Origin of the sequence: Streptomyces otsuchiensis (genome assembly GCF_004305975.1) — a bacterium.
GTDB classification, from domain to species: Bacteria; Actinomycetota; Actinomycetes; order Streptomycetales; family Streptomycetaceae; genus Streptomyces; species Streptomyces otsuchiensis.
In genome coordinates, this window is record NZ_BHZI01000111.1 from 1 (window position 1) to 18,441 (window position 18,441).

Annotated in this window: 18 protein-coding genes and 1 pseudogene; 12 read left to right on the top strand and 7 right to left on the bottom strand. The window is 73.5% G+C overall.

The features are described from left to right. Nucleotides 1–343: pseudogene (locus E0D90_RS12655) on the bottom strand (hypothetical protein); the annotation flags it as partial. A gap of 134 nt (nt 344–477) precedes the next feature. Here E0D90_RS12655 and E0D90_RS27195 point away from each other — a divergent pair. Continuing rightward, on the top strand, nt 478–1,344 hold the full coding sequence (locus tag E0D90_RS27195) for a helix-turn-helix domain-containing protein (protein WP_130798086.1): 867 nt from the start codon (nt 478–480) through the stop codon (nt 1,342–1,344). Next, complete coding sequence (locus E0D90_RS12665) at nt 1,341–1,595, top strand: DUF397 domain-containing protein (RefSeq protein WP_227870180.1); 255 nt, start codon at nt 1,341–1,343, stop codon at nt 1,593–1,595. The genes E0D90_RS27195 and E0D90_RS12665 overlap by 4 nt, the downstream gene beginning before the upstream one ends. 71 nt (nt 1,596–1,666) lie before the next feature. On the opposite strand, the gene E0D90_RS27400 is transcribed toward E0D90_RS12665, so the two are convergent. Beyond that, complete coding sequence (locus E0D90_RS27400) at nt 1,667–3,019, bottom strand: replication-relaxation family protein (protein ID WP_176599804.1); 1,353 nt, start codon at nt 3,017–3,019, stop codon at nt 1,667–1,669. 293 nt (nt 3,020–3,312) lie between these two features. On the opposite strand from E0D90_RS27400, the gene E0D90_RS12675 reads away from it, so the two are divergent. The 3 genes from E0D90_RS12675 to E0D90_RS12685 are packed head-to-tail and all read left to right on the top strand — an operon-like array spanning nt 3,313 to nt 4,234. Next, nucleotides 3,313–3,693 carry a hypothetical protein gene (locus E0D90_RS12675; protein WP_130798090.1) on the top strand — a complete coding sequence of 127 codons (381 nt, stop codon included), beginning with the start codon at nt 3,313–3,315 and terminating at the stop codon, nt 3,691–3,693. Next, on the top strand, nt 3,690–4,031 hold the full coding sequence (locus tag E0D90_RS12680; protein WP_130798093.1) for a hypothetical protein: 342 nt from the start codon (nt 3,690–3,692) through the stop codon (nt 4,029–4,031). Before E0D90_RS12675 ends, E0D90_RS12680 begins: the two co-directional genes overlap by 4 nt. After that, nucleotides 4,028–4,234, top strand: coding sequence for a hypothetical protein (locus tag E0D90_RS12685; protein ID WP_130798095.1), 207 nt, complete (start codon nt 4,028–4,030; stop codon nt 4,232–4,234). The genes E0D90_RS12680 and E0D90_RS12685 overlap by 4 nt, the downstream gene beginning before the upstream one ends. A 360-nt stretch (nt 4,235–4,594) precedes the next feature. On the opposite strand, the gene E0D90_RS12690 is transcribed toward E0D90_RS12685, so the two are convergent. The 4 genes from E0D90_RS12690 to E0D90_RS12710 form a co-directional block, all read right to left on the bottom strand. Next, complete coding sequence (locus tag E0D90_RS12690) at nt 4,595–4,906, bottom strand: helix-turn-helix domain-containing protein (RefSeq protein WP_130798097.1); 312 nt, start codon at nt 4,904–4,906, stop codon at nt 4,595–4,597. Nucleotides 4,907–5,038: 132 nt separating this feature from the next. Beyond that, nucleotides 5,039–5,596, bottom strand: a complete 558-nt coding sequence (gene tpg, locus E0D90_RS12695) for a telomere-protecting terminal protein Tpg (protein ID WP_130798099.1) — start codon at nt 5,594–5,596, stop codon at nt 5,039–5,041. Nucleotides 5,597–6,935: 1,339 nt separating this feature from the next. Then, nucleotides 6,936–7,943, bottom strand: coding sequence for an ABC transporter substrate-binding protein (locus E0D90_RS12705; protein ID WP_103504224.1), 1,008 nt, complete (start codon nt 7,941–7,943; stop codon nt 6,936–6,938). Nucleotides 7,944–8,060: 117 nt separating this feature from the next. Next, nucleotides 8,061–8,864 (bottom strand): ABC transporter ATP-binding protein, encoded by an 804-nt coding sequence (locus E0D90_RS12710; protein WP_103504225.1) that lies wholly within the window; start codon nt 8,862–8,864, stop codon nt 8,061–8,063. 159 nt (nt 8,865–9,023) lie between these two features. Here E0D90_RS12710 and E0D90_RS12715 point away from each other — a divergent pair, with 159 nt between their 5' ends. The 7 genes from E0D90_RS12715 (at nt 9,024) to E0D90_RS12745 (ending at nt 17,914) form a co-directional block, all read left to right on the top strand. Further along, nucleotides 9,024–9,797 carry a helix-turn-helix transcriptional regulator gene (locus tag E0D90_RS12715; protein ID WP_103504226.1) on the top strand — a complete coding sequence of 258 codons (774 nt, stop codon included), beginning with the start codon at nt 9,024–9,026 and terminating at the stop codon, nt 9,795–9,797. Between the two features lie 304 nt (nt 9,798–10,101). Then, complete coding sequence (locus tag E0D90_RS12720) at nt 10,102–11,142, top strand: ABC transporter substrate-binding protein (RefSeq protein ID WP_103504227.1); 1,041 nt, start codon at nt 10,102–10,104, stop codon at nt 11,140–11,142. After that, entirely contained in the window at nt 11,139–12,179 is a 1,041-nt protein-coding gene (locus tag E0D90_RS12725) for a FecCD family ABC transporter permease (protein WP_103504228.1), read from the top strand. Before E0D90_RS12720 ends, E0D90_RS12725 begins: the two co-directional genes overlap by 4 nt. Further along, entirely contained in the window at nt 12,176–13,228 is a 1,053-nt protein-coding gene (locus E0D90_RS12730; RefSeq protein ID WP_130798103.1) for a FecCD family ABC transporter permease, read from the top strand. Before E0D90_RS12725 ends, E0D90_RS12730 begins: the two co-directional genes overlap by 4 nt. Next, nucleotides 13,225–14,070 carry an ABC transporter ATP-binding protein gene (locus tag E0D90_RS12735; RefSeq protein ID WP_130798105.1) on the top strand — a complete coding sequence of 282 codons (846 nt, stop codon included), beginning with the start codon at nt 13,225–13,227 and terminating at the stop codon, nt 14,068–14,070. The genes E0D90_RS12730 and E0D90_RS12735 overlap by 4 nt, the downstream gene beginning before the upstream one ends. A 158-nt stretch (nt 14,071–14,228) precedes the next feature. Continuing rightward, complete coding sequence (locus E0D90_RS12740; RefSeq protein ID WP_130798107.1) at nt 14,229–15,422, top strand: RtcB family protein; 1,194 nt, start codon at nt 14,229–14,231, stop codon at nt 15,420–15,422. Nucleotides 15,423–15,556: 134 nt separating this feature from the next. Then, on the top strand, nt 15,557–17,914 hold the full coding sequence (locus E0D90_RS12745) for an ATP-binding cassette domain-containing protein (protein WP_130798109.1): 2,358 nt from the start codon (nt 15,557–15,559) through the stop codon (nt 17,912–17,914). A 23-nt stretch (nt 17,915–17,937) separates the two neighbouring features. Here the strand turns inward: E0D90_RS12745 and E0D90_RS12750 are convergent. Continuing rightward, the coding region (locus tag E0D90_RS12750; protein ID WP_130798111.1) for a flavin reductase family protein at nt 17,938–18,441 on the bottom strand (504 nt) is incomplete at its 5' end.

The window sequence follows — 18,441 nt, forward strand, 5'->3', positions numbered from 1 at the left end:
GGGTGGGGGTCGGGACGGCTGCGAGGTGGTAGACGACGGGGCAGCGTCGGCCGCGCAGGAGATCCCTGGCGGGCAGGGTGAGGGTCACGGGCTGCCCGTCCGTCAGGAGGGCCTGCTGTGCGGCCCGTGCGGGGCCGTGGCGGGCCCAGGCGAGCAGGACAGCCGCCGGTCCCGTGCGGGGGCCGCAGGTGGCCACTGGGGGCTGCTGGAGTGCGCGGGCGAGGGCCAGGGCCCGGCCGGACAGCCAGCCCAGGGCCGCCTCCGGCGTCTCAGCGGCCCGGGTGGCCAGCAGCCAGTCGCGGTCGCACGCGGGCGCGGTGGCGTGGACGGTGCAGACGATCACGGACCACCTCCATTGACTGTCAAGCGTAATCCGTCAGGTGCTGTCCGCACCTTGGAACCGCCTCCCGGGCGGTCTGGCCTGCACCGATCCGGCTAGCGTCAGGCCCGGCAGGCGGGGCGGACCAGGGAGCAGATGTGGGCGCGGCGGATCAGGGCGGCGCACGGATCAGCGCCGCCCGGCGACTGGACCTGGCCCGGCTGCTGCACCGGCTGCGCACCGAGGCCGGGATGACGCAGGCTGAACTGGCGCGGGCGGTCGGGGTCTCGCGGCCGACGGTGGCGCGGTACGAGACGTGGCGGGAGCCGGCGGGCGTGCTGTGGCGCACCGCGCGGGACCTGGCCGTGGCCGCCGGCGGAACCGACGCCGACGTCGACCAGGCGGTCGCCCTGGTCCGCGAGGACGAGGGCGGGTGGTGGGACGGGCACCCGGGTGTCCCCGGGTGGCTGGGGCCGCTGCTGGCGATCGAGGACCGCGCGGCGTGGACCTGGACGCACGCCACCACCTGGGTCCCGGGGCTCCTCCAGACCGAGGGCTACGCCCGTGCGACGCACCGCGCGCAGCAGCCGCCGGTGGCCCGGACGGTGGCGGAGGAACAGGTCGCCGCGCGGATGCGGCGGCAGCGGGTGCTGGAGCGGGAGAGCCGCCCGATGGTGGTGCACGCCGTGATCGACGAGGCGGTGCTCCACCGCCACGTCGGCGGCCCGGTGGTGATGCGGGACCAGCTCGCCTACCTCCTGGCGGTGGCGGAGCGGCCGACAGTCACGGTGCAGATCGCGCCGTACCGGGCGGGCGCGGCCACACTCGCGGTCGGACACCTGCTGCTCCTCGGCCGCGCACGCGACCCTGACATCGCCTACTACGAGCAGCGGGACGGCGGCCGGTACATCGACGCCGTCGACGAGCTGGGCGCGGCCGTGGCGGCGTACACCGCGATCCGGCGGCGGGCCGCGAGTGCGACCGAGAGCCGGGCACTGATCGAGTCCATATGGGAGGCAACGTGACCAACACCAGCGAACGGCGAGCGGCGAACGCGACGGCTGCGGGGCGGCCGGGGGCCAGCGACTTCACCGGCTGGCGCACCAGCTCGTACTCGGGCGGGGGGAACGAGTGCGTCGCCCTCGCCCTCGCCGTCGACGTCGGCGGCCGGGGCGGTTGGGTCGCGGTCCGCGACACCAAGCACCGCGACGGCGGCGGGCCGGTGGTCGTGGCGCGCGCCGGAGCGGTCGCCGCGCTGGTCGACTGGGTGCGCTGACCGCCCGCGAGGCGGCCGGACGCGCCTCAAAGGTGGGCCCGAATCTATAAGCGGGGTCAGATCGTTGCTGGTCAGCGGCGGCGCCACCATCCGCGGCGCGCGGCCGCCGCTGCGGCTTCCTCGGCTGCGCGGGCTTCCTCGGCCGCGCGCTCTGCGCGGTCGGCTTCCTCGGCCGCGCGCTCTGCGCGGTCGGCTTCCTCGGCCGCCCAGTCGGCCGTCTGGCGGGCGCGGGCGCAGGTGTAGCACCGCTGGTCGTGGCTGGGTCCGTCGTCGTGCTGCTCGCCGCAGTCGGGGCAGTAGGGGCGGGCGGCGCGCTTGCGACGGTCCTCCTCTGTGCGGTGGGCGGTGGTCTCGTCGGCGGGCCAGTCGCTGAGGGCCCGGAGCAGCGGCTCCGAGTGGGAGCGTCCGGCGCGGAGGAAGACCGGTTCGTGGGGGCCGCGTGCGAGTGGGGTGCCGTGGACGGCTACCAGCGGGATGCGGTGCTGCCAGTGCCGGTGGGTGAGGGCGATGATGCGGTTGGCGGTGGTGACGGGGTCGCGGCGGCCGCCGGGGTTGAGGACCAGGAGCAGCGGGGGGAGCCAGTTCCGGCGGCGGTAGTGGTGGGCGGCGTCGGGCCAGAGCTGGTGCCACATCGGGCTACGCCCGGAACTGGTCGGGGAGGGCGCTTGCCGGGCGTAGAACGCGGCGTAGCGGTCGATCTTCGCGGCAATGCGGTCGGGGGACATGTGGCCGTTGTCGACCTCAACGAACAGCAGGGGTATCCGCTCCTCCGGGCAGGTGAGGACGGCGTCGGCCTGGACGCCGCCGCGGCCTGCGCTGGTGGTGCCGTGCATGGGCAGCGGCACCTCCGTGCGCCACTCCTCCAGTTGCCCGAGGCCGGGGTGGACGGTGGCTGCGGCGGCCGGGTCCTCGCCTGGAGCGCCGGTCAGCCGGCTCATGTCGGGGGCGGGGCGGCTCAGGGCCCAGATCGCCTCCGTGACGGCGAGGGCGTGGGTGGCGCCGGTGCGGCCGGCGCCGCGGGCGAGGCCGCCCATGTCGGCCAGCGGGCGGCCCAGCACTTCCGCGGCGGCCTCCAGTCCGGCCGGAGTCAGGCTCCACAGCTTGCTGCCGGTGCGGGCGTAGCCGGCCTCCGTCAGCAGACCTTGGCGGACGAGGTCTTGGGCGGCGGCTCGGTGCGGGCGGGTCCGGGCCTCCCGCGCGGCCGCCTCGGTCTTGCCGGTGTGGCGGTAGGTGAGGTGCGGAGCGGTCAGCCGCTGCACCTGATCGGCCGTCGCGACCTTGACGACTCCGAGGACGCGCAGCACGTCCGCGCGCAGCGAGGATGAACTCCCGGCGGGGTTCGCGGCGCGGGTTCGCCGCGCCGCTGGCGGTGTCGGCGTGCTCCTGGTCTTCGTCGTCGCGGTGGTCGGCTGCTCGGTCGTCATCGGGTCCCCCAGGAGGATTTTCGCGCCGGCCGGGTGTGGTGGGTATGAAACCTCTCTGCGGTCACGTCAGAAGAGGTGTCTACCGGGTGAATCGAGCCTGCCACGGCCCCGGACCAGGCACAATGACTTTGCCCGAGCCGACACTGCCGATAGTGCGACCGGTAGTGCGATCGGCCCCCTTGTCGGTCCCCCTTGTCTCCGGGCTTGCCAGTCCATGCCACGCCGGTCCGCCCCATGGGGTGAAAACGGCCAAACTCCCCCCGGCCGGGCGGCGGCTGCGGTAGGCAGGCGACATGACGAACACCAACATCAGCACGAACAGCGGCGAGGAGTCCGCGCTGGGGATCTGCGGCGCACCGCACTGCGGCGGAACCGGCCGGACGTGCGTCCTGCCACCCGGGCACGGCGGCGGCGAGCACCGCACGGCGACCGGTCTCCGGTGGCCGGTCGCGGGCCACCCCGCCGGGCCCGCCCCAGCGGGCGAGGTCGAGGAGGCCGGGGAGGACGAGGTGCGGGCTGCGCTCCAGGCAGCGACCCGGTGGATCAGCTACGCGGCCGGGCGGGAGAACTCGGCCGACCCGTGGAGCGCGGGCCGGCTGATGGCGGCCGCGGATGAGGTAGCCGGCTACCTGGCGCGCACCGGGGCCACGGTGGAGACGGGGGCGGCCCGATGAACGGCGAGCACGACCAGGAGCACGCCGACGTCGGCGGGGACAGCACGCTGAGCATCGCGGAGGATCTCGCGCGGTACCTCCCCGCGCCCGAGGGGGACAGCGGCGTGCACGCCGACATCGAGGAGGAGCAGGAGCAGCGCGGGGTCGCCAGCGACGGCCTGGAGTGGTCGGTGGTCCCGGCGGAGCTGGTGGCGCGGCTGCGGGAGGTCCTGGAGGAGCGACTGCCGGACCTGGAGGCCCGGGCGGATGTCGGGGACTTGGCGCTCGACCTCGCGGCGACGGCTCAGGATTGGCAGCGGGAGCAGCCGCCGGTGTACCGGGGCGGTGTGGTGCTGTGACCGACGGAGGCGACGGCGCGGTCCGGGTCCTGCGGTACGTGGGCGGGCCGCACGATGAGCTGGAGGAGCGGCTGCCTCCGGGCGAGGATCCCGGGGACGGCGGGTACCTGGTGGTGGCGGGCTGGGAGGAGCGCGCGGTGTACGAGCCGGAGCCCGGCGGTGATCCTCTTCTGTGGCACTACCGGGGGCCAATCGTGGTGTAGGGGTGGCATTTCCAGTGGCACATCAGGTGGCAACGGGGTGGCACACGGACGGCACATGCGGGTGGTGTCTGCCGGTCTGCCCGGATCGGGTGACGACCCGGCCGGACAGCGTTTGACGGAGCGCCGGACGGCGGGGAACGGGGTGCGGGCCCGGCCGGTGGCCGGGCCCGCGTGAGGCGGCGCTCCTCCCCCGCTCGGGGGTGGCGGGGGAGGTGACGGGCACGACCAGGGCGTGGACGGGTGCCCGAGGGCCGGCGCCTGCGGCCCTCCACTGAAGGTCAACGCCCGGGCTGGGTCGAGGACACGGCCGGGCGGCCGGCCCCCTTGGCGGAATGCTTGCCAGAAAGTGGCAACCGCAGGTCAGAGCGCTGCGGCGGGCGACGCCGGGATGGTGGTCTGCGTGCCGCCGACGGTTGTGGCGCGGCGTGCGGCTGGGAGGCGGCGAACAGCGGCGTCGACTCCGGCGACGAGGTCCGGGACGGGCACGCCGTAGTGGGCGGAGAGCCCGTCGAGGTCCGCGAGGGTCCAGGGCCTGTCGCCGGAGAGGCGCTGGCTGAGGGTGGGCTGGGCCATGCCGAGCGCGGTGGCGAGGTCCCGCTGTCTCTCCCCGGTGGCACGCATCAGTGCGAGCACGGTAAGAGAGAGCCATTCCGCCGTCGTCGTAGTGGTCATATTGCGCAGCGTAGCGCTTTATTGCGTGGCGGGATAACGGCTCGTCAGAGGCGCACGGGGAGCGCGGGGAGCACGGCGGCGGGCCCGGGGTGACCCCGGGCCCGCCGCACCGCACCGCACCGGCCGCACCACTCAGCCGAGTTCCAGCTCGACGAAGTCGACGTCGCCGAACTCCACCTGGAGACCGTCGGCGCGGCGCCCCCGGTCCCGGAAGTAGACCTCGCCGAGGCCGTCGGCGGCGATCTGCCGCAGCTGCTGCTCACCGGCGCCGGCGGCGTGGGCGTCGAGGAGCCGGGCGGCGTACTCCGGCGGCAGGTGCTGGGTGATGAGGCGGATGCGGGCGTCGTCGGTGGAGCCGGGTGCGGCGGTGAAGCCGAAGCGGGCCCGTGTCTCGATGACGATGCCGCCGGTCTGCGCTGCGCGGCGGCGGGCGGCGGCCCGGACGCGGGGCTGCCACCGGGAGCGGACGGCGCGCTCCAGGCGGTCCGCCAGTTCGGAGCGCGGCTGGTGCAACTGGCCTCGGACGTAGCGTTCGACGGTGCGCTGCGAGACGCCGAGTTCGGTGGCGGCCGCGCTGGTCCCGCGCAGGGCGCGGACGAGGAACCGCATCCGGGCGGGGGCGCCGGCCGGGATGGGTTTGGTGGTCGCGGCGGCGTCGGCGCGGTCGAGGGCGGCGACGAACTCATCCATCCGTGCTCCTTGGTTGCCGTTGGTGGTCAGTGGTGCCGGGCGGCGGTAGTCGGCAGGCGACGGTCTGTCGGGGGGCCGCTGACGCGGTGGGCGAGGTGCCGGGTGCACACGTCGTGGGTCCCGGCGGCGGGGCGGTCGCAGCCGTCGGTGGTGCAGCCGTCGGTGGTCCGGTGGTCGGCGGTGCGGTGGTCGGCGGGCTGCTCCTGGCGCTCCCGGACCTGCACGTGCGAGGTGTGGCAGCGGCGGCAGTACGGGCCGGTCAGCAGCGCGGGCCGGCCGCAGCCGTCCGCGCACCGGTCGTCGTCGGCAATCGCGGGGCGCGGTGCGGGGNTGGCGGTGCGGCGGGGGAGGTCTCGCGGCTGGTGGCGCATGCAGTAGCCGGGGACGGTGGCGGTGCCGTGCGGCAGGGGCTGGCGGTCGCACCGTCCGGCGGCGCAGAGGTCGGCGGCGGCGGCCGGGTCGGTCTGGGTGGCGAGGACGCGGTCGATGTGGGCGGCCGCGGACCGGGCGGTCGCGGTGATCCCGGCATCGACCACGGCGTCGACCAGCTCGGTGCAGCGCAGATCCGCGACGTCCTGCGCGGCCGTGACAGGGTCCTCGCCCTGGGCGAGGAGCTGGGCGTGGGAGTCGCGGAGCCAGGCGAGGTCCTGGTCGGTGGTCCAGGCGGCGGTGGGGTCGGTCGCGCGGCGGGCGGCGGCGGCGAAGCGGGCGGCGGCGGTGAGGATCTCCTCGGGGGTCTGCTGCGGTTCCTCCGGCTGGGCGGCGACCGCGTCGCAGGCGCGGCACAGGTCGCTGTGCAGGTCGTCATGGGTCGTCAGGAGCGCGCCGCAGCCGCGCGGGGTGGCGCCGGGGCAGTGGTCGACGTCGGCTGGGTCGCCGTCGGGGAGCAGCGGCGCCGTGGGTCCCGGCGGGGCGGTGTCGGTGTCGGTGTCGCCGAACGGCATGTCGTCCTCGGCGTCGCCGCCCCAGATGAGGGCGCTGGGCAGGTGGCCGGGGTGGCGGTCGGCGTGACGGGAGATCAGGGCGGCGCCGTAGAGCGGGAGTGCGGCGTCGATGCCGTGGGTGTGGACGTAGTCGGTCAGGGTGTGCGGGTCGGCGTCGTATGCCTGGCGGGCCGCGCCCCGGTCGGCGCCGGTCGGGGAGGCGATCAGGACCGGCAGGTCGTCCTGGTGCTCCTGGCCGAACGTGGGCAGGCCGCCGGGTCCGATCAGCCGCGCGGTCTCCAGGCGCAGCCCGCGCAGGCGCCGGGCGCGCCGGGCGCGGCGGGCGGCCAGCTCGGGCGTCTCGGGCTCTTCGACCGGCGCGGCCGGGGCCGGGGCCGGTGGTGCGTGGCGCGTCATCAGACGTTCAGGGCCTTCCCGGCCTCTTCGAGGACGTACACGGCCGACAGGGGACCGCCGAACAGCCACGTGCCGGGGTCCAGCTGCAGCCAGCGGTCCTCCTTGACGAACTCCAGTCCCTCCCAGACCGGGTTGCCGGCGAAGACGCCCGTGAACGGGGAGTCGTCCTCGCTGGCGACGGTGAGGAGCGTGACGTCGTCGTCGAGGTTGGTGAGCCCCTCGACACCCACGCTGGTCATGCCCCACTCGTCGGGCTCGCCGTCCCAGCCGTTGGTCATCCCGGCCTGGTTGAGGACCTGCGGAACGAGCGCGTCGTCCGTCAGCAGCCGGACCGTGCCGGTGCCGTTCGCGGTGAAGCCCTGGGCGACGGAGTACTTCAGGCCGTCCTTGCCGGCTTCCTCCAGCCGGCTCCGGAGGTCGTCGGCCGCGGTGTCGATCCGGCCGATGACCTCCTCCGCCTGGTCCTCACGGCCCACGGCGCGCGCCACCTCGGTGAAGTTGCCCGTCATCGTCTCCAGCTGCGGCTGGGTGGTGTACTTGAAGGACAACACAGGGGCTATATCCCGCAGTTCTTCCAGATTCGCCTGCGCGCGGTCGTCGTCGGCGATGATGAGGTCCGGCTCCAGCTGGCGGATCTTCTCGATGCTCGGCGCCTGCCGGTCACCGACGTCGGTGACCTCCTCGTCCAGCTCCGCGCCGGGTGCGGTGATCCACGCCCGGTAGCCGTCGTTGTCGGCGTTGCCGACCGGCTGCACACCGAGCGCGATCAGTTCCTCGGTGTAGGTCCACTCCAGGGAGACGACCTTGGTGGCGGGTTCGTCGATGGTGACCTCGCCGCGGTCGGTGCTGAGCGTGACGCCCCCGCTCCCGCTCCCGGACGAACCGCCGTCGTCACCGTTGCCGGTGCCGGTGGCCTCCCCGACGGAACCGCCACCGCAACCGGTGGCTGCGACGGTCAGTGCCACGGCGGCACCGGCCGACGCGAGGGCGCGAAGCAACTTGCGCACGGGAATCTCTCCTTGGTAGCGAATCGCTGGTAGGCAGATCAATGGTTCGTGACAGACGTGGCGGCCCGCCGGGAGCGGCGGGGAGGCACCGGTCGGTGCGGGCTCGGCGCCGAGCGGTCAGCGCCGGGCGGCGGCGGGCCGTGGGAAGCAGGCCAGATGGCCCGAGTCCGGGTCGCGGACCACGGTCACCGCCAGGCCGAAGGCCCGCTCGATGACCTCCGGGGTCAGCGCCTCGGAGGGCGGGCCGGAGACGACCGCGCCACCGTCGGCCAGCACCATCACCTCGTCCGCGTAGGCGGCGGCCTGCATCAGGTCGTGCAGGACGACGCCACAGGCGATGCCGTGCTCGCGCGCGAGCCGGCGCACCACGTCGAGCACCTCGAACTGGTGCCGCAGATCGAGGTAGGTGGTCGGCTCGTCCAGCAGCAGGACACCGGCGCGCTGCGCGAGAACGGTGGCCAGCCAGGCACGCTGGCGCTCACCGCCGGACAGTTCGTCGAGACGGCGGTGCGCCAGCGGCGCGGCGTCGGTGACCTCCAGCGCCCATTCGATCGACTCGCCGTCCTCGTCGGTGTGCCGGGCGAAGGCGCCGCGGTGGGCGTACCGGCCGTGCCGGACCAGTTCCCCGACGCTCACCCCGGCCGGCACCAGGGAGGACTGCGGGAGGAAGGCCAGCCGCTGGGAGAGCACCCGGCGGCTCAGCGAACCGAGCGGCACACCACCGACGCTGACCTCACCGGCCAGCGGTGGGAGCAGGCCGGCGGCGGTGCGCAGCAGGGTCGACTTGCCGCAGCCGTTGGGGCCCACCAGCACGGTGACCTGCCCCGCCCGCAGCGTCAGGTCGACACCGGCGAGGACCGGCCGGGCAGTGTGCCCGACGTCCAACCGCCGCGCCACCAGCCGCTCTTCGCTCTCCGACACCCGTCGCCTCCCCTGATGTCACACGCCCCTGCGGAACCTGCACGAGTGTACAGCCGAGGTAAGGCTTACCTAATCCCGCTCGGTGGGTGACCTCCCGGCGGGGACTGGAAGACTGGCGTCCATGTCAGCGCATCGTCCCGTGGTCGCCGGGAGCCTGCCGTGACCGAGGAGCTGCGGTCCCTGCCGGTCCTCGCACCGGTGTCGGAGCGGGTGCACTTCGTCATCCACGACTACGAGGAGGTGCTGCGGAGCGACACCGTCTGGGGAGATCACTCCCACGCCTTCAACGAGTTGCTGTGGAACGAGCACGGCGCCTCGTCCGCCGTGGTGGGCGCGCGGGTCTGGACGGTCACGCCCACGGTGGGACTGTGGATGCCGGCCGGCACTCTGCACTCCGGCGCCGCTCCCGCCGGCACCCGGCTGCGGGCGGCCTTCTTCGGCTCCCGTACCGCGCCCGCGATCTCCGACCGGCCGGTCGCGGTGGAGATCACACCGCTGCTGCGGCTGCTGCTGGACCGGCTCGGCGAGCCGGAGCTCCCGGCTCGCTCGCGCGAGGTGACGGAGGCGATGGTGCTGGACGTCCTGGCGCCCTCACCGCGCGAGCTGTTCGTCCACATGCCCGACGGACCGCTGCTGCGGCCCATCGCCGAGGCGGTCCGCGCCGACCCCGCCGACCGGCGCGGGCTGGCGGACTGGGCCGGGGAGCTGGGGGTCAGCCCGCGTACCGTGGCGCGCGCCTTCACCGCGGAGACCGGTACCAGTTTCGCCCGCTGGGTGGCGACGGTCCGGGCGCAGCACGCGATCGAACTCCTGGCCGCCGGCTGGGAGGTGGAGCAGGTGGCGCACGAGGTCGGCTACCGCTCCGCGAGCGCCTTCGGCTTCGCGTTCCGCCGGACCACGGGGCTGACACCGGGCGCGTTCCGTACGCGCTGAGTGGTTCCCCACACCGCCCGGGGCCGCCGGGCCGGCCGGTGATGCGCTCCGCGGTGCCTCTCTGCGGCCAACATCCCTTCCGCAGCGGGCCGTTGCGCCGATCACAGCCACCCGCGGTGTCCGATTCTCGACAGGCCCTGTCCAGATGGCTCGGTTGCGTCACCGAATGCCCTGGCCATAGATTACCAAGGACAGCCTTACCTAACTTGTTGGGCGGCTCGCGCACGGCTTCACGAGGCATCTCCCCGCACACGGAAGAGCGCGTACGAGCGCGCCCGACTGTCATGAATGTGGAGCGTGTTCCGTGCGTGTACCTCGCGTTCTCGTCGCCGCGGTGGCCCTGGTGGGCCTCACCGCATGCAGCGGCGCGTCCGACTCCGGCAGCAACGGCGACAACGGGTCGGACGCCGCGGCCGAAGAGGGTCAGTACCCGATCACCATCGAGCACGCGCTGGGCACGACGACCATCGAGTCGGAGCCGACCCGCGTCGCCACGGTCAACTGGGCCAACGACGAGGTCCCGCTGGCACTCGGTGTCGTCCCGGTCGGGATGGCGCGGGCCAACTTCGGCGACGACGACGGTGACGGCGTCCTGCCCTGGACGAAGGAGCGGCTGGACGAGCTGGGCGCCGAGACCCCGGTGCTCTTCGACGAGACCGACGGCATCGACTTCGAGGCCGTCGCCGACACCGAGCCCGAGGTCATCCTGGCGGCCTACTCGGGGCTGACCGAGCAGGACTACGAGACCCTCAGCGAGATCGCGCCGGTGGTCGCGTACCCGGAGACCGCGTGGGCCACCGCGTGGCGGGACACCATCCGCCTCAACAGCATGGGCATGGGCCTCGCCGAGGAGGGCGAGCAGCTCATCGCCGACCTGGAGAAGCAGATCGAGGAGACCGTCGCCGGCTACCCCGAACTGGAGGGCAAGTCGGCGATGTTCATGACCCACGTCGACCCCAACGACGTGAGCGAGATCGGCTTCTACACCTCCCACGACACCCGTGGGCAGTTCTTCCTGGACCTCGGGATGACCACGCCGGGCAGCATCGCCGACGCGTCCGCGCAGACCGACCGCTTCGCGATGACCCAGAGCGCCGAGCAGATCGATGTCTTCGACGACGTCGACATCATCACCGGCTACGGCGACGAGACCGGTGAGCTGCTGGAGATCCTGCGGAACGACCCGCTGATGTCCAAGATCCCGGCCATCGACCGCGGTTCGATCTACCTGCTCCCCGGCAGCACCCCGCTGGCGACCGCGGCCAACCCGACCCCGCTGTCGCTGTCGTGGGTCCTGGAGGACTACGTCGCGGCGCTCGCCGAGGCCGCGGGCAAGGTCGAGTGACCACCGATATCCGCGACCAGCCGGACGCCGCCGCCGCGCGGCGTCCGGCCCGCGTCAGACTCCTCTGGCTGCTGGCGGCGTGCGTGCTGCTTTCGGCCCTGATGCTGGCCTCCCTGGCGTTCGGCTCCCGCGCCGTCGGCTGGGCGGACGTGTGGGCCGCGCTCGGCGGCGCCGACGCGACCATGGAGGAGGCCGCCGCGACCAAGCGCATCCCCCGTACCGTCCTGGCCGTGATCGTCGGGGCGTCGCTCGGCCTGGCCGGCGCCGTCATGCAGGGTGTGACCCGCAACCCCCTGGCCGATCCCGGCATCCTCGGCGTCAACATGGGCGCCTCGCTCGCGGTGGTCACCGGCATCGCGTTCTTCGGGCTGTCCTCGCCGACCGGCTACGTCTGGGTCTCGATGGCCGGGGCGGGCACGGCGGCCGTCTTCGTCTACACCGTCGGCTCCCTCGGCCGTGGCGGCGCGACCCCGCTGAAGCTGGCGCTCGCCGGGGCCGCCAGTTCCGCCGCCCTGGCGTCGCTGGTGACCGCCGTCGTCCTCCCCCGCAACGACATCGCGGGAGGCTTCCGGCTCTGGCAGATCGGCGGCGTCGGCGGCGCCTCCTTCGAGCGCATGGGGCACCTGCTGCCGTTCCTCGCGGTCGGGTTCGCCCTGTGCCTGCTCTCCGCCCGCTCGCTGAACTCCCTGGCGCTGGGCGACGAACTCGCCTCCGGTCTCGGCGAACGCGTCGCCCGTGCCCGGATCGTGGCCGCGCTGGGCGCGGTCGTGCTGTGCGGCGCGAGTGTCGCCGCGGCCGGACCGATCGGCTTCGTCGGACTGGTCGTTCCCCACATGTGCCGGCTGCTGGTGGGGGTGGACCACCGGTGGCTGCTGCCGTTCTCCGCCCTGGTGGGCGCCTCCCTGCTGACCGCCGCCGACGTGGTCGGCCGGATCGTGGCCCGCCCCTCCGAGATCGACGTGGGCATCGTGACCGCGCTCATCGGCGCCCCGTTCTTCCTCTACATCGTCCGCCGGCAGAAAGTGCGTGCCCTGTGAGCGCCGACGTCCTCACCCAGCCCCACGGGGCCGCCGCCGTCGCGCGCGGCCGTACGCGGCGCGCGGCGCGCCGTCGCACGGTGGTCCTGGTGCTGCTCGTCCTCGTCCTGGCCTCCTTCGCGGTGACCCTGATGGTCGGCCGGACCTTCTACTCCCCCGGTGAGGTGATGCGGGTCGTCCTGGGCGAGCAGGTTCCCGGCGCGACGTTCACCGTCGGGCGGCTGCGGCTGCCGCGCGCGGTCCTCGCGGTGGTCGCCGGCTTCGCCTTCGGCCTGGCGGGCGTCACCTTCCAGACGATGCTGCGCAACCCGCTGGCCAGCCCCGACGTCATCGGCATCAGCTCGGGTGCGAGCGCGGCGGCGGCGCTGGCCATCACGACCTTCTCTCTGAGCGAGGCGCAGGTCTCGGCGGTGGCCATCGTCGCCGCGCTCGCCGTCGCCATGCTCGTGTACGTCCTGGCCTTCCGGGACGGTGTGGTCGGCACCCGGCTGATCCTGATGGGCATCGGTGTCGCCGCGATGCTCGACAGCGTCACCGCCTACGCGCTGTCGCGGGCGGCGGAATGGGACCTCCAGGAGGCCATGCGCTGGCTGACCGGCAGCCTCAACGGCACCGCCTGGTCGCAGGTCGTGCCCACGCTGGTCGCGGTGGTGGTGCTCGCCCCCGCGCTGCTGTGGCAGTCGCGCAACCTCTCCGCCATGCAGCTCGGCGACGACACCGCCGCCGCTCTCTGCGTCCGGGTGGAACGCACCCGCATCCTCGTCATCGTCGCCGCCGTCGGGCTCATCGCCTTCGCGACGGCTGCCGCCGGACCGATCGCCTTCGTCGCCTTCCTCTCCGGCCCGATCGCGGCCCGGATCGTGGGACCGGGCGGGTCCCTGCTGGTACCCGCGGGACTCGTCGGCGCCCTGCTGGTGCTGGTCGCCGACTTCTGCGGCCAGTACGCCTTCGGCACCCGGTTCCCCGTCGGTGTCGTCACCGGCGTCCTGGGCGCGCCGTACCTCGTCTACCTGATCATCCGTACCCACCGGGCGGGAAGCTCACTGTGACCACGACCCCCTCACTCGCCGCCGAGGGCCTCAGCCTCGGCTACGGGGACCGCACCGTCGTCTCCGACCTCGACCTCGCCGTGCCACCCGGCGCGATCACCGTGATCGTGGGCGCCAACGCCTGCGGCAAGTCCACGCTGCTGCGCGCCATGTCGCGGCTGCTGTCCCCCCGCACCGGCCGGGTCCTGCTGGACGGCCGGGAGGTCCACCGGATGCCCGCCAAGGAGCTGGCCCGCGTGCTGGGCCTGCTGCCCCAGTCGCCGATCGCCCCGGAGGGCATCACCGTCGCCGACCTGGTCGGGCGCGGCCGGCATCCGCACCAGGGGGTGTTCTCGCGCTGGAACGAGCGGGACGACGCCGCCGTGGCCCAGGCCCTGGAGGCCACCCAGACCACCGCGCTCGCCGACCGTCCGGTCGACGAACTGTCGGGCGGTCAGCGCCAGCGCGTCTGGATCGCGATGTCGCTGGCGCAGCAGACGGAGGTACTGCTGCTGGACGAGCCGACCACCTTCCTCGACCCCAGTCACCAGATCGAGGTGCTCGACCTCCTCACCGACCTCAACCAGAACCGCGGCACCACCATCGTCATGGTCCTGCACGACCTCAACCTCGCCGCCCGCTACGCGGACCGGCTGATCGCGCTGGCCGACGGTCGGCTGCACGCGGCCGGCGAGCCGTCCGAGGTCCTCACCGAGGAGAACGTGCGCGCGGTCTTCGGTCTGGACAGCAGGGTGATCACCGACCCCACCTCCGGCAGGCCGCTGATGCTGCCCATCGGGCGCCACCGCGTCTTCGAGCCCGCCGGGACGGGCGCCGCGGGCGGAGCGGACACCACGGGCTGAGCCCGGCGTTCAACCCGGTCGGGGACGGCGCTCCGCCCGAACCGCCCGAGGACCGCCCTCCCGAAACCGTGAGCCGCCCGAAAACCGTTGTCCCCGGGACGCCGCGGCGGACCACAATGGCCGCCGAAACGATCACCGACTGACGGGGGCGGACCACCATGGGGTACACGGAACTGCCGGGCGCGCGGATACCGATCCGGGTGTGGGCGGACCCGGGCGGCATCGACGAGGGCGCCGCCCGCCAGCTGCAGAACGTCACCACGCTCCCCTGGGTCCGCGGCCTGGCGGTGATGCCCGACGTGCACTACGGCAAGGGCGCGACCGTGGGCTCGGTGATCGCCATGGAGGGTGCGGTCGCGCCGGCCGCCGTGGGCGTGGACATCGGCTGCGGGATGACGGCGGTGCGCACCTCGCTCACCGAGAACGACCTGCCCTCCGACCTGTCCCGCCTGCGCTCGCGCATCGAGCAGGCGGTCCCGGTGGGGCGGGCGATGCACGGCTCCGCCGTCGACGCCGGGCGGCTGCACGGCCTGCCGACCGCCGCCCTGGACGACCTCTGGAGCCGCTTCGGCGGTGTCGCGCGGGCGGTGTCCTTCCGCCGTGAGCGGGCCGAGAAGCAGCTGGGCACGCTCGGCGGCGGCAACCACTTCATCGAGGTCTGCACGGACACCGGCGGCGCGGTGTGGCTGATGCTGCACTCCGGTTCGCGGAACATCGGCAAGGAGCTGGCGGAGTACCACATCGGGCAGGCGCGGGGCCTCCCGCACAACCAGGACCTGATCGACCGCGACCTGGCGGTCTTCGTCGCGGACACCCCGCAGATGGCCGCCTACCGGCACGACCTGTTCTGGGCGCAGGAGTACGCCCGCCACAACCGGGCGATCATGATGGCGCTGCTCCAGGACGTGGTGCGCAAGGAGTTCCGCAAGGCCGGCCCGCGGTTCGGCGAGGTCATCTCCTGCCATCACAACTACGTCGCCGAGGAACGGTACGAGGGCATGGACCTCCTGGTGACACGCAAGGGCGCCATCCGGGCCGGCAGCGGCGAGTACGGGATCATCCCCGGTTCCATGGGGGCCGGCTCGTACATCGTCCGGGGGCTCGGCAACACGGCGTCCTTCCAGTCCGCGTCGCACGGTGCGGGCCGGCGGATGAGCCGGTCGGCGGCCAAGCGCCGCTTCACCGCCGATGACCTCGCGGCGCAGACGCGCGGTGTGGAGTGCCGCAAGGACGCCGGGGTGGTCGACGAGATCCCGGCGGCGTACAAGCCCATCGAGCAGGTGATGGCGCGGCAGCGGGACCTGGTGTCGGTCGAGGCCGAGCTGAAGCAGGTCGTCTGTGTGAAGGGCTGATCCCGCCGGGGCGGGAACGCCCCGGCGGCCGGTCACCCACCGGGAAGCGCCACCCGGCGACGTCACCTAGAGTGATCCGCGGGCGGATCGCGGGCGCGCGCCCGCGACGCGCCCGGCCGACCGAGGGAGAGACGATGAGCAAGGCCACCCACGTCGCCGACAGCCACGACCTGATCCGGGTGCACGGCGCGCGCGTGAACAACCTCCGGGACATCAGCGTCGAGCTTCCCAAGCGGCGGCTGACGGTCTTCACCGGCGTCTCCGGCTCGGGCAAGAGCTCCCTGGTCTTCGGCACGATCGCCGCCGAGTCCCAGCGCATGATCAACGAGACGTACAGCGCCTTCGTGCAGGGGTTCATGCCGACGCTCGGCCGGCCCGAGGTCGACGTCCTCGACGGGCTGACGACCGCGATCATCGTCGACCAGCAGCGCATGGTGGCCGACCCCCGCTCCACGGTGGGCACCGCCACCGACGCCAACGCGATGCTGCGGATCCTCTTCAGCCGGCTCGGGCGGCCGCACGCCGGCTCGCCCAACGCCTACTCCTTCAACGTCCCCTCGGTGCGGGCGAGCGGCGCGATCACGGTCGGCGGCGGCAGGACCGTGAAGCAGACCTTCAGCCGCACCGGCGGCATGTGCCCGCGCTGCGAGGGCCGGGGCTCCGTCTCGGACATCGACCTCACCCAGCTCTACGACGACTCCAAGTCCATCGCCGAGGGCGCCATCACCGTTCCCGGCTACAAGACGGACAGCTGGTGGACGGTCCGGATCTTCACCGAGTCGGGCTTCATCGACCCGGACAAGCCGATCCGCGACTTCACCGAGCAGGAACTGCACGACTTCCTCCACCGGGAGCCGACCAAGGTCAAGGTCAACGGCGTCAACCTCACCTACGAGGGGCTGATCCCGAAGGTCCGCAAGTCGTTCCTGTCCAAGGACCGGGAGGCGATGCAGCCGCACATCCGCGCGTTCGTCGACCGGGCGGTCACCTTCGCCGCCTGCCCCGACTGCGGGGGCACCCGCCTCAGCGAGGAGGCCCGGTCCTCGCGGATCGGCGGGACCAGCATCGGTGACGCCTGCGCGATGCAGATCACCGATCTCGCCCAGTGGGTGCGCGACCTCGACGAACCGTCGGTGGCGCCGCTGCTGACATCGCTGCGGGAGACCGTCGACTCCTTCGTGGAGATCGGGCTGGGCTACCTCTCCCTGGAGCGGCCGGTGGGCACGCTGTCGGGCGGCGAGGCGCAGCGCGTGAAGATGATCCGCCACCTCGGGTCCTCGCTGACCGATGTCACCTATGTCTTCGACGAGCCCACCACGGGCCTGCACCCCCACGACATCCAGCGGATGAACGACCTGCTGCTGCGGCTGCGGGACAAGGGGAACACCGTGCTCGTCGTGGAGCACAAGCCGGAGACGATCGCGATCGCCGACCACGTCGTCGACCTCGGGCCGGGCGCCGGTTCGGCGGGCGGCACCGTCTGCTTCGAGGGCGACCTGGCCGGGCTGCGGGCGGGCGACACCGTCACCGGCCGCCATCTCGACGACCGCGCCGCGCTGCGGAAGACGGTGCGCACACCCACGGGGACGCTGGAGATCCGCGGCGCCAGGACGCACAACCTGCGGGATGTCGACGTCGACATCCCGTTGGGGGTGCTGACCGTCGTCACCGGGGTCGCGGGTTCCGGCAAGAGCTCCCTCGTGCACGGGTCGATCCCGGCGGACGAGGGGGTGGTCTCGATCGACCAGGGCGCGATCCGCGGCTCGCGCCGGAGCAACCCGGCGACCTACACCGGGCTGCTCGACCCGATCCGCAAGGCGTTCGCCAAGGCCAACGGCGTCAAGCCGTCGCTGTTCAGCGCCAACTCGGACGGCGCCTGCCCGAACTGCAACGGCGCCGGCGTGGTCTACACCGACCTGGCGATGATGGCCGGTGTCTCCACCACCTGCGAGGAGTGCGAGGGCAAGCGGTTCCAGGCGGCGGTGCTCGACCACCACCTCGGCGGGCGCGACATCAGCGAGGTGCTGGCCATGTCGGTCGCCGAGGCGGAGGAGTTCTTCGGCTCCGGCGACGCGCGGACCCCGGCGGCGCACGCCGTCGCCGCCCGGCTCGCCGATGTCGGGCTCGGCTACCTGACCATCGGTCAGCCGCTCACCACGCTCTCCGGCGGCGAACGACAGCGTCTCAAACTGGCCACTCACATGGCCGAAAAGGGCGGGGTGTACCTCCTCGACGAGCCGACCACCGGCCTCCACCTCGCGGATGTCGAGCAGTTGCTCGGCCTGCTCGACCGGCTCGTGGACTCCGGCAAGTCGGTCATCGTGGTGGAGCACCACCAGGCCGTCATGGCGCACGCCGACTGGATCATCGACCTCGGCCCGGGCGCCGGCCACGACGGCGGCCGGATCGTCTTCGAGGGCACACCCGCCGATCTCGTCGCCGCCCGCTCGACCCTCACCGGCGAGCATCTGGCGGCCTACGTCGGCGGCTGACGAGGGCTCCGCCCGCCGTCGCGCTACGCGGTGCCTCCGTAGCGGCGGTCCACGTACACCAGCGGCGCCGCCTCCGGCCGGATCCCGGCTTCCACCGCGCGCAGCACGATCAGCACGCTGCCACCGGCCGGGGTCCGCTGGAGCACGGACGCCCGCAGCCACGACACGGCCCCGTCGATCACCGGCTCCCCGGTCGGCAGGCGCGACCAGCCGCCGGCGGCGAACCGGTCGATCCCGCTGGTGGCGAACCTGCTGGAGATCCCCGCCTGGTCCTCGGCGAGAAAGCTGACGGTCAGGTGGTCGCACTCCTCGACGGCCGGCCAGCTCGACGAGGTCGCGGCGAGCGAGAAGGCGAGGAGCGGGGGCTCGGCGGAGACCGATATGACGGAGGTGGCGGTGAAGCCGACGGGGCGTCCGTGGTGGGAGAGTGCGACCACCGCCACCCCCGCCGGGTGGCGCCGGAACACGGTCTTGAACGCCTCCGCCGAGAGCCCTGCCGGACCCCCCGTCGAGACCCCGCCCGATAC

What these genes read in the sequence shown, in the direction of transcription:
- E0D90_RS27400 (WP_176599804.1), bottom strand. Translation starts at nt 3,019, where the DNA reads ATGACGACCGAGCAGCCGACCACCGCGACGACGAAGACCAGGAGCACG.
- E0D90_RS12675 (WP_130798090.1), top strand. Translation starts at nt 3,313, where the DNA reads ATGACGAACACCAACATCAGCACGAACAGCGGCGAGGAGTCCGCGCTG.
- E0D90_RS12680 (WP_130798093.1), top strand. Translation starts at nt 3,690, where the DNA reads ATGAACGGCGAGCACGACCAGGAGCACGCCGACGTCGGCGGGGACAGC.
- E0D90_RS12690 (WP_130798097.1), bottom strand. Translation starts at nt 4,906, where the DNA reads ATGACCACTACGACGACGGCGGAATGGCTCTCTCTTACCGTGCTCGCA.
- tpg (WP_130798099.1), bottom strand. Translation starts at nt 5,596, where the DNA reads ATGGATGAGTTCGTCGCCGCCCTCGACCGCGCCGACGCCGCCGCGACC.
- E0D90_RS12740 (WP_130798107.1), top strand. Translation starts at nt 14,229, where the DNA reads ATGGGGTACACGGAACTGCCGGGCGCGCGGATACCGATCCGGGTGTGG.
- E0D90_RS12745 (WP_130798109.1), top strand. Translation starts at nt 15,557, where the DNA reads ATGAGCAAGGCCACCCACGTCGCCGACAGCCACGACCTGATCCGGGTG.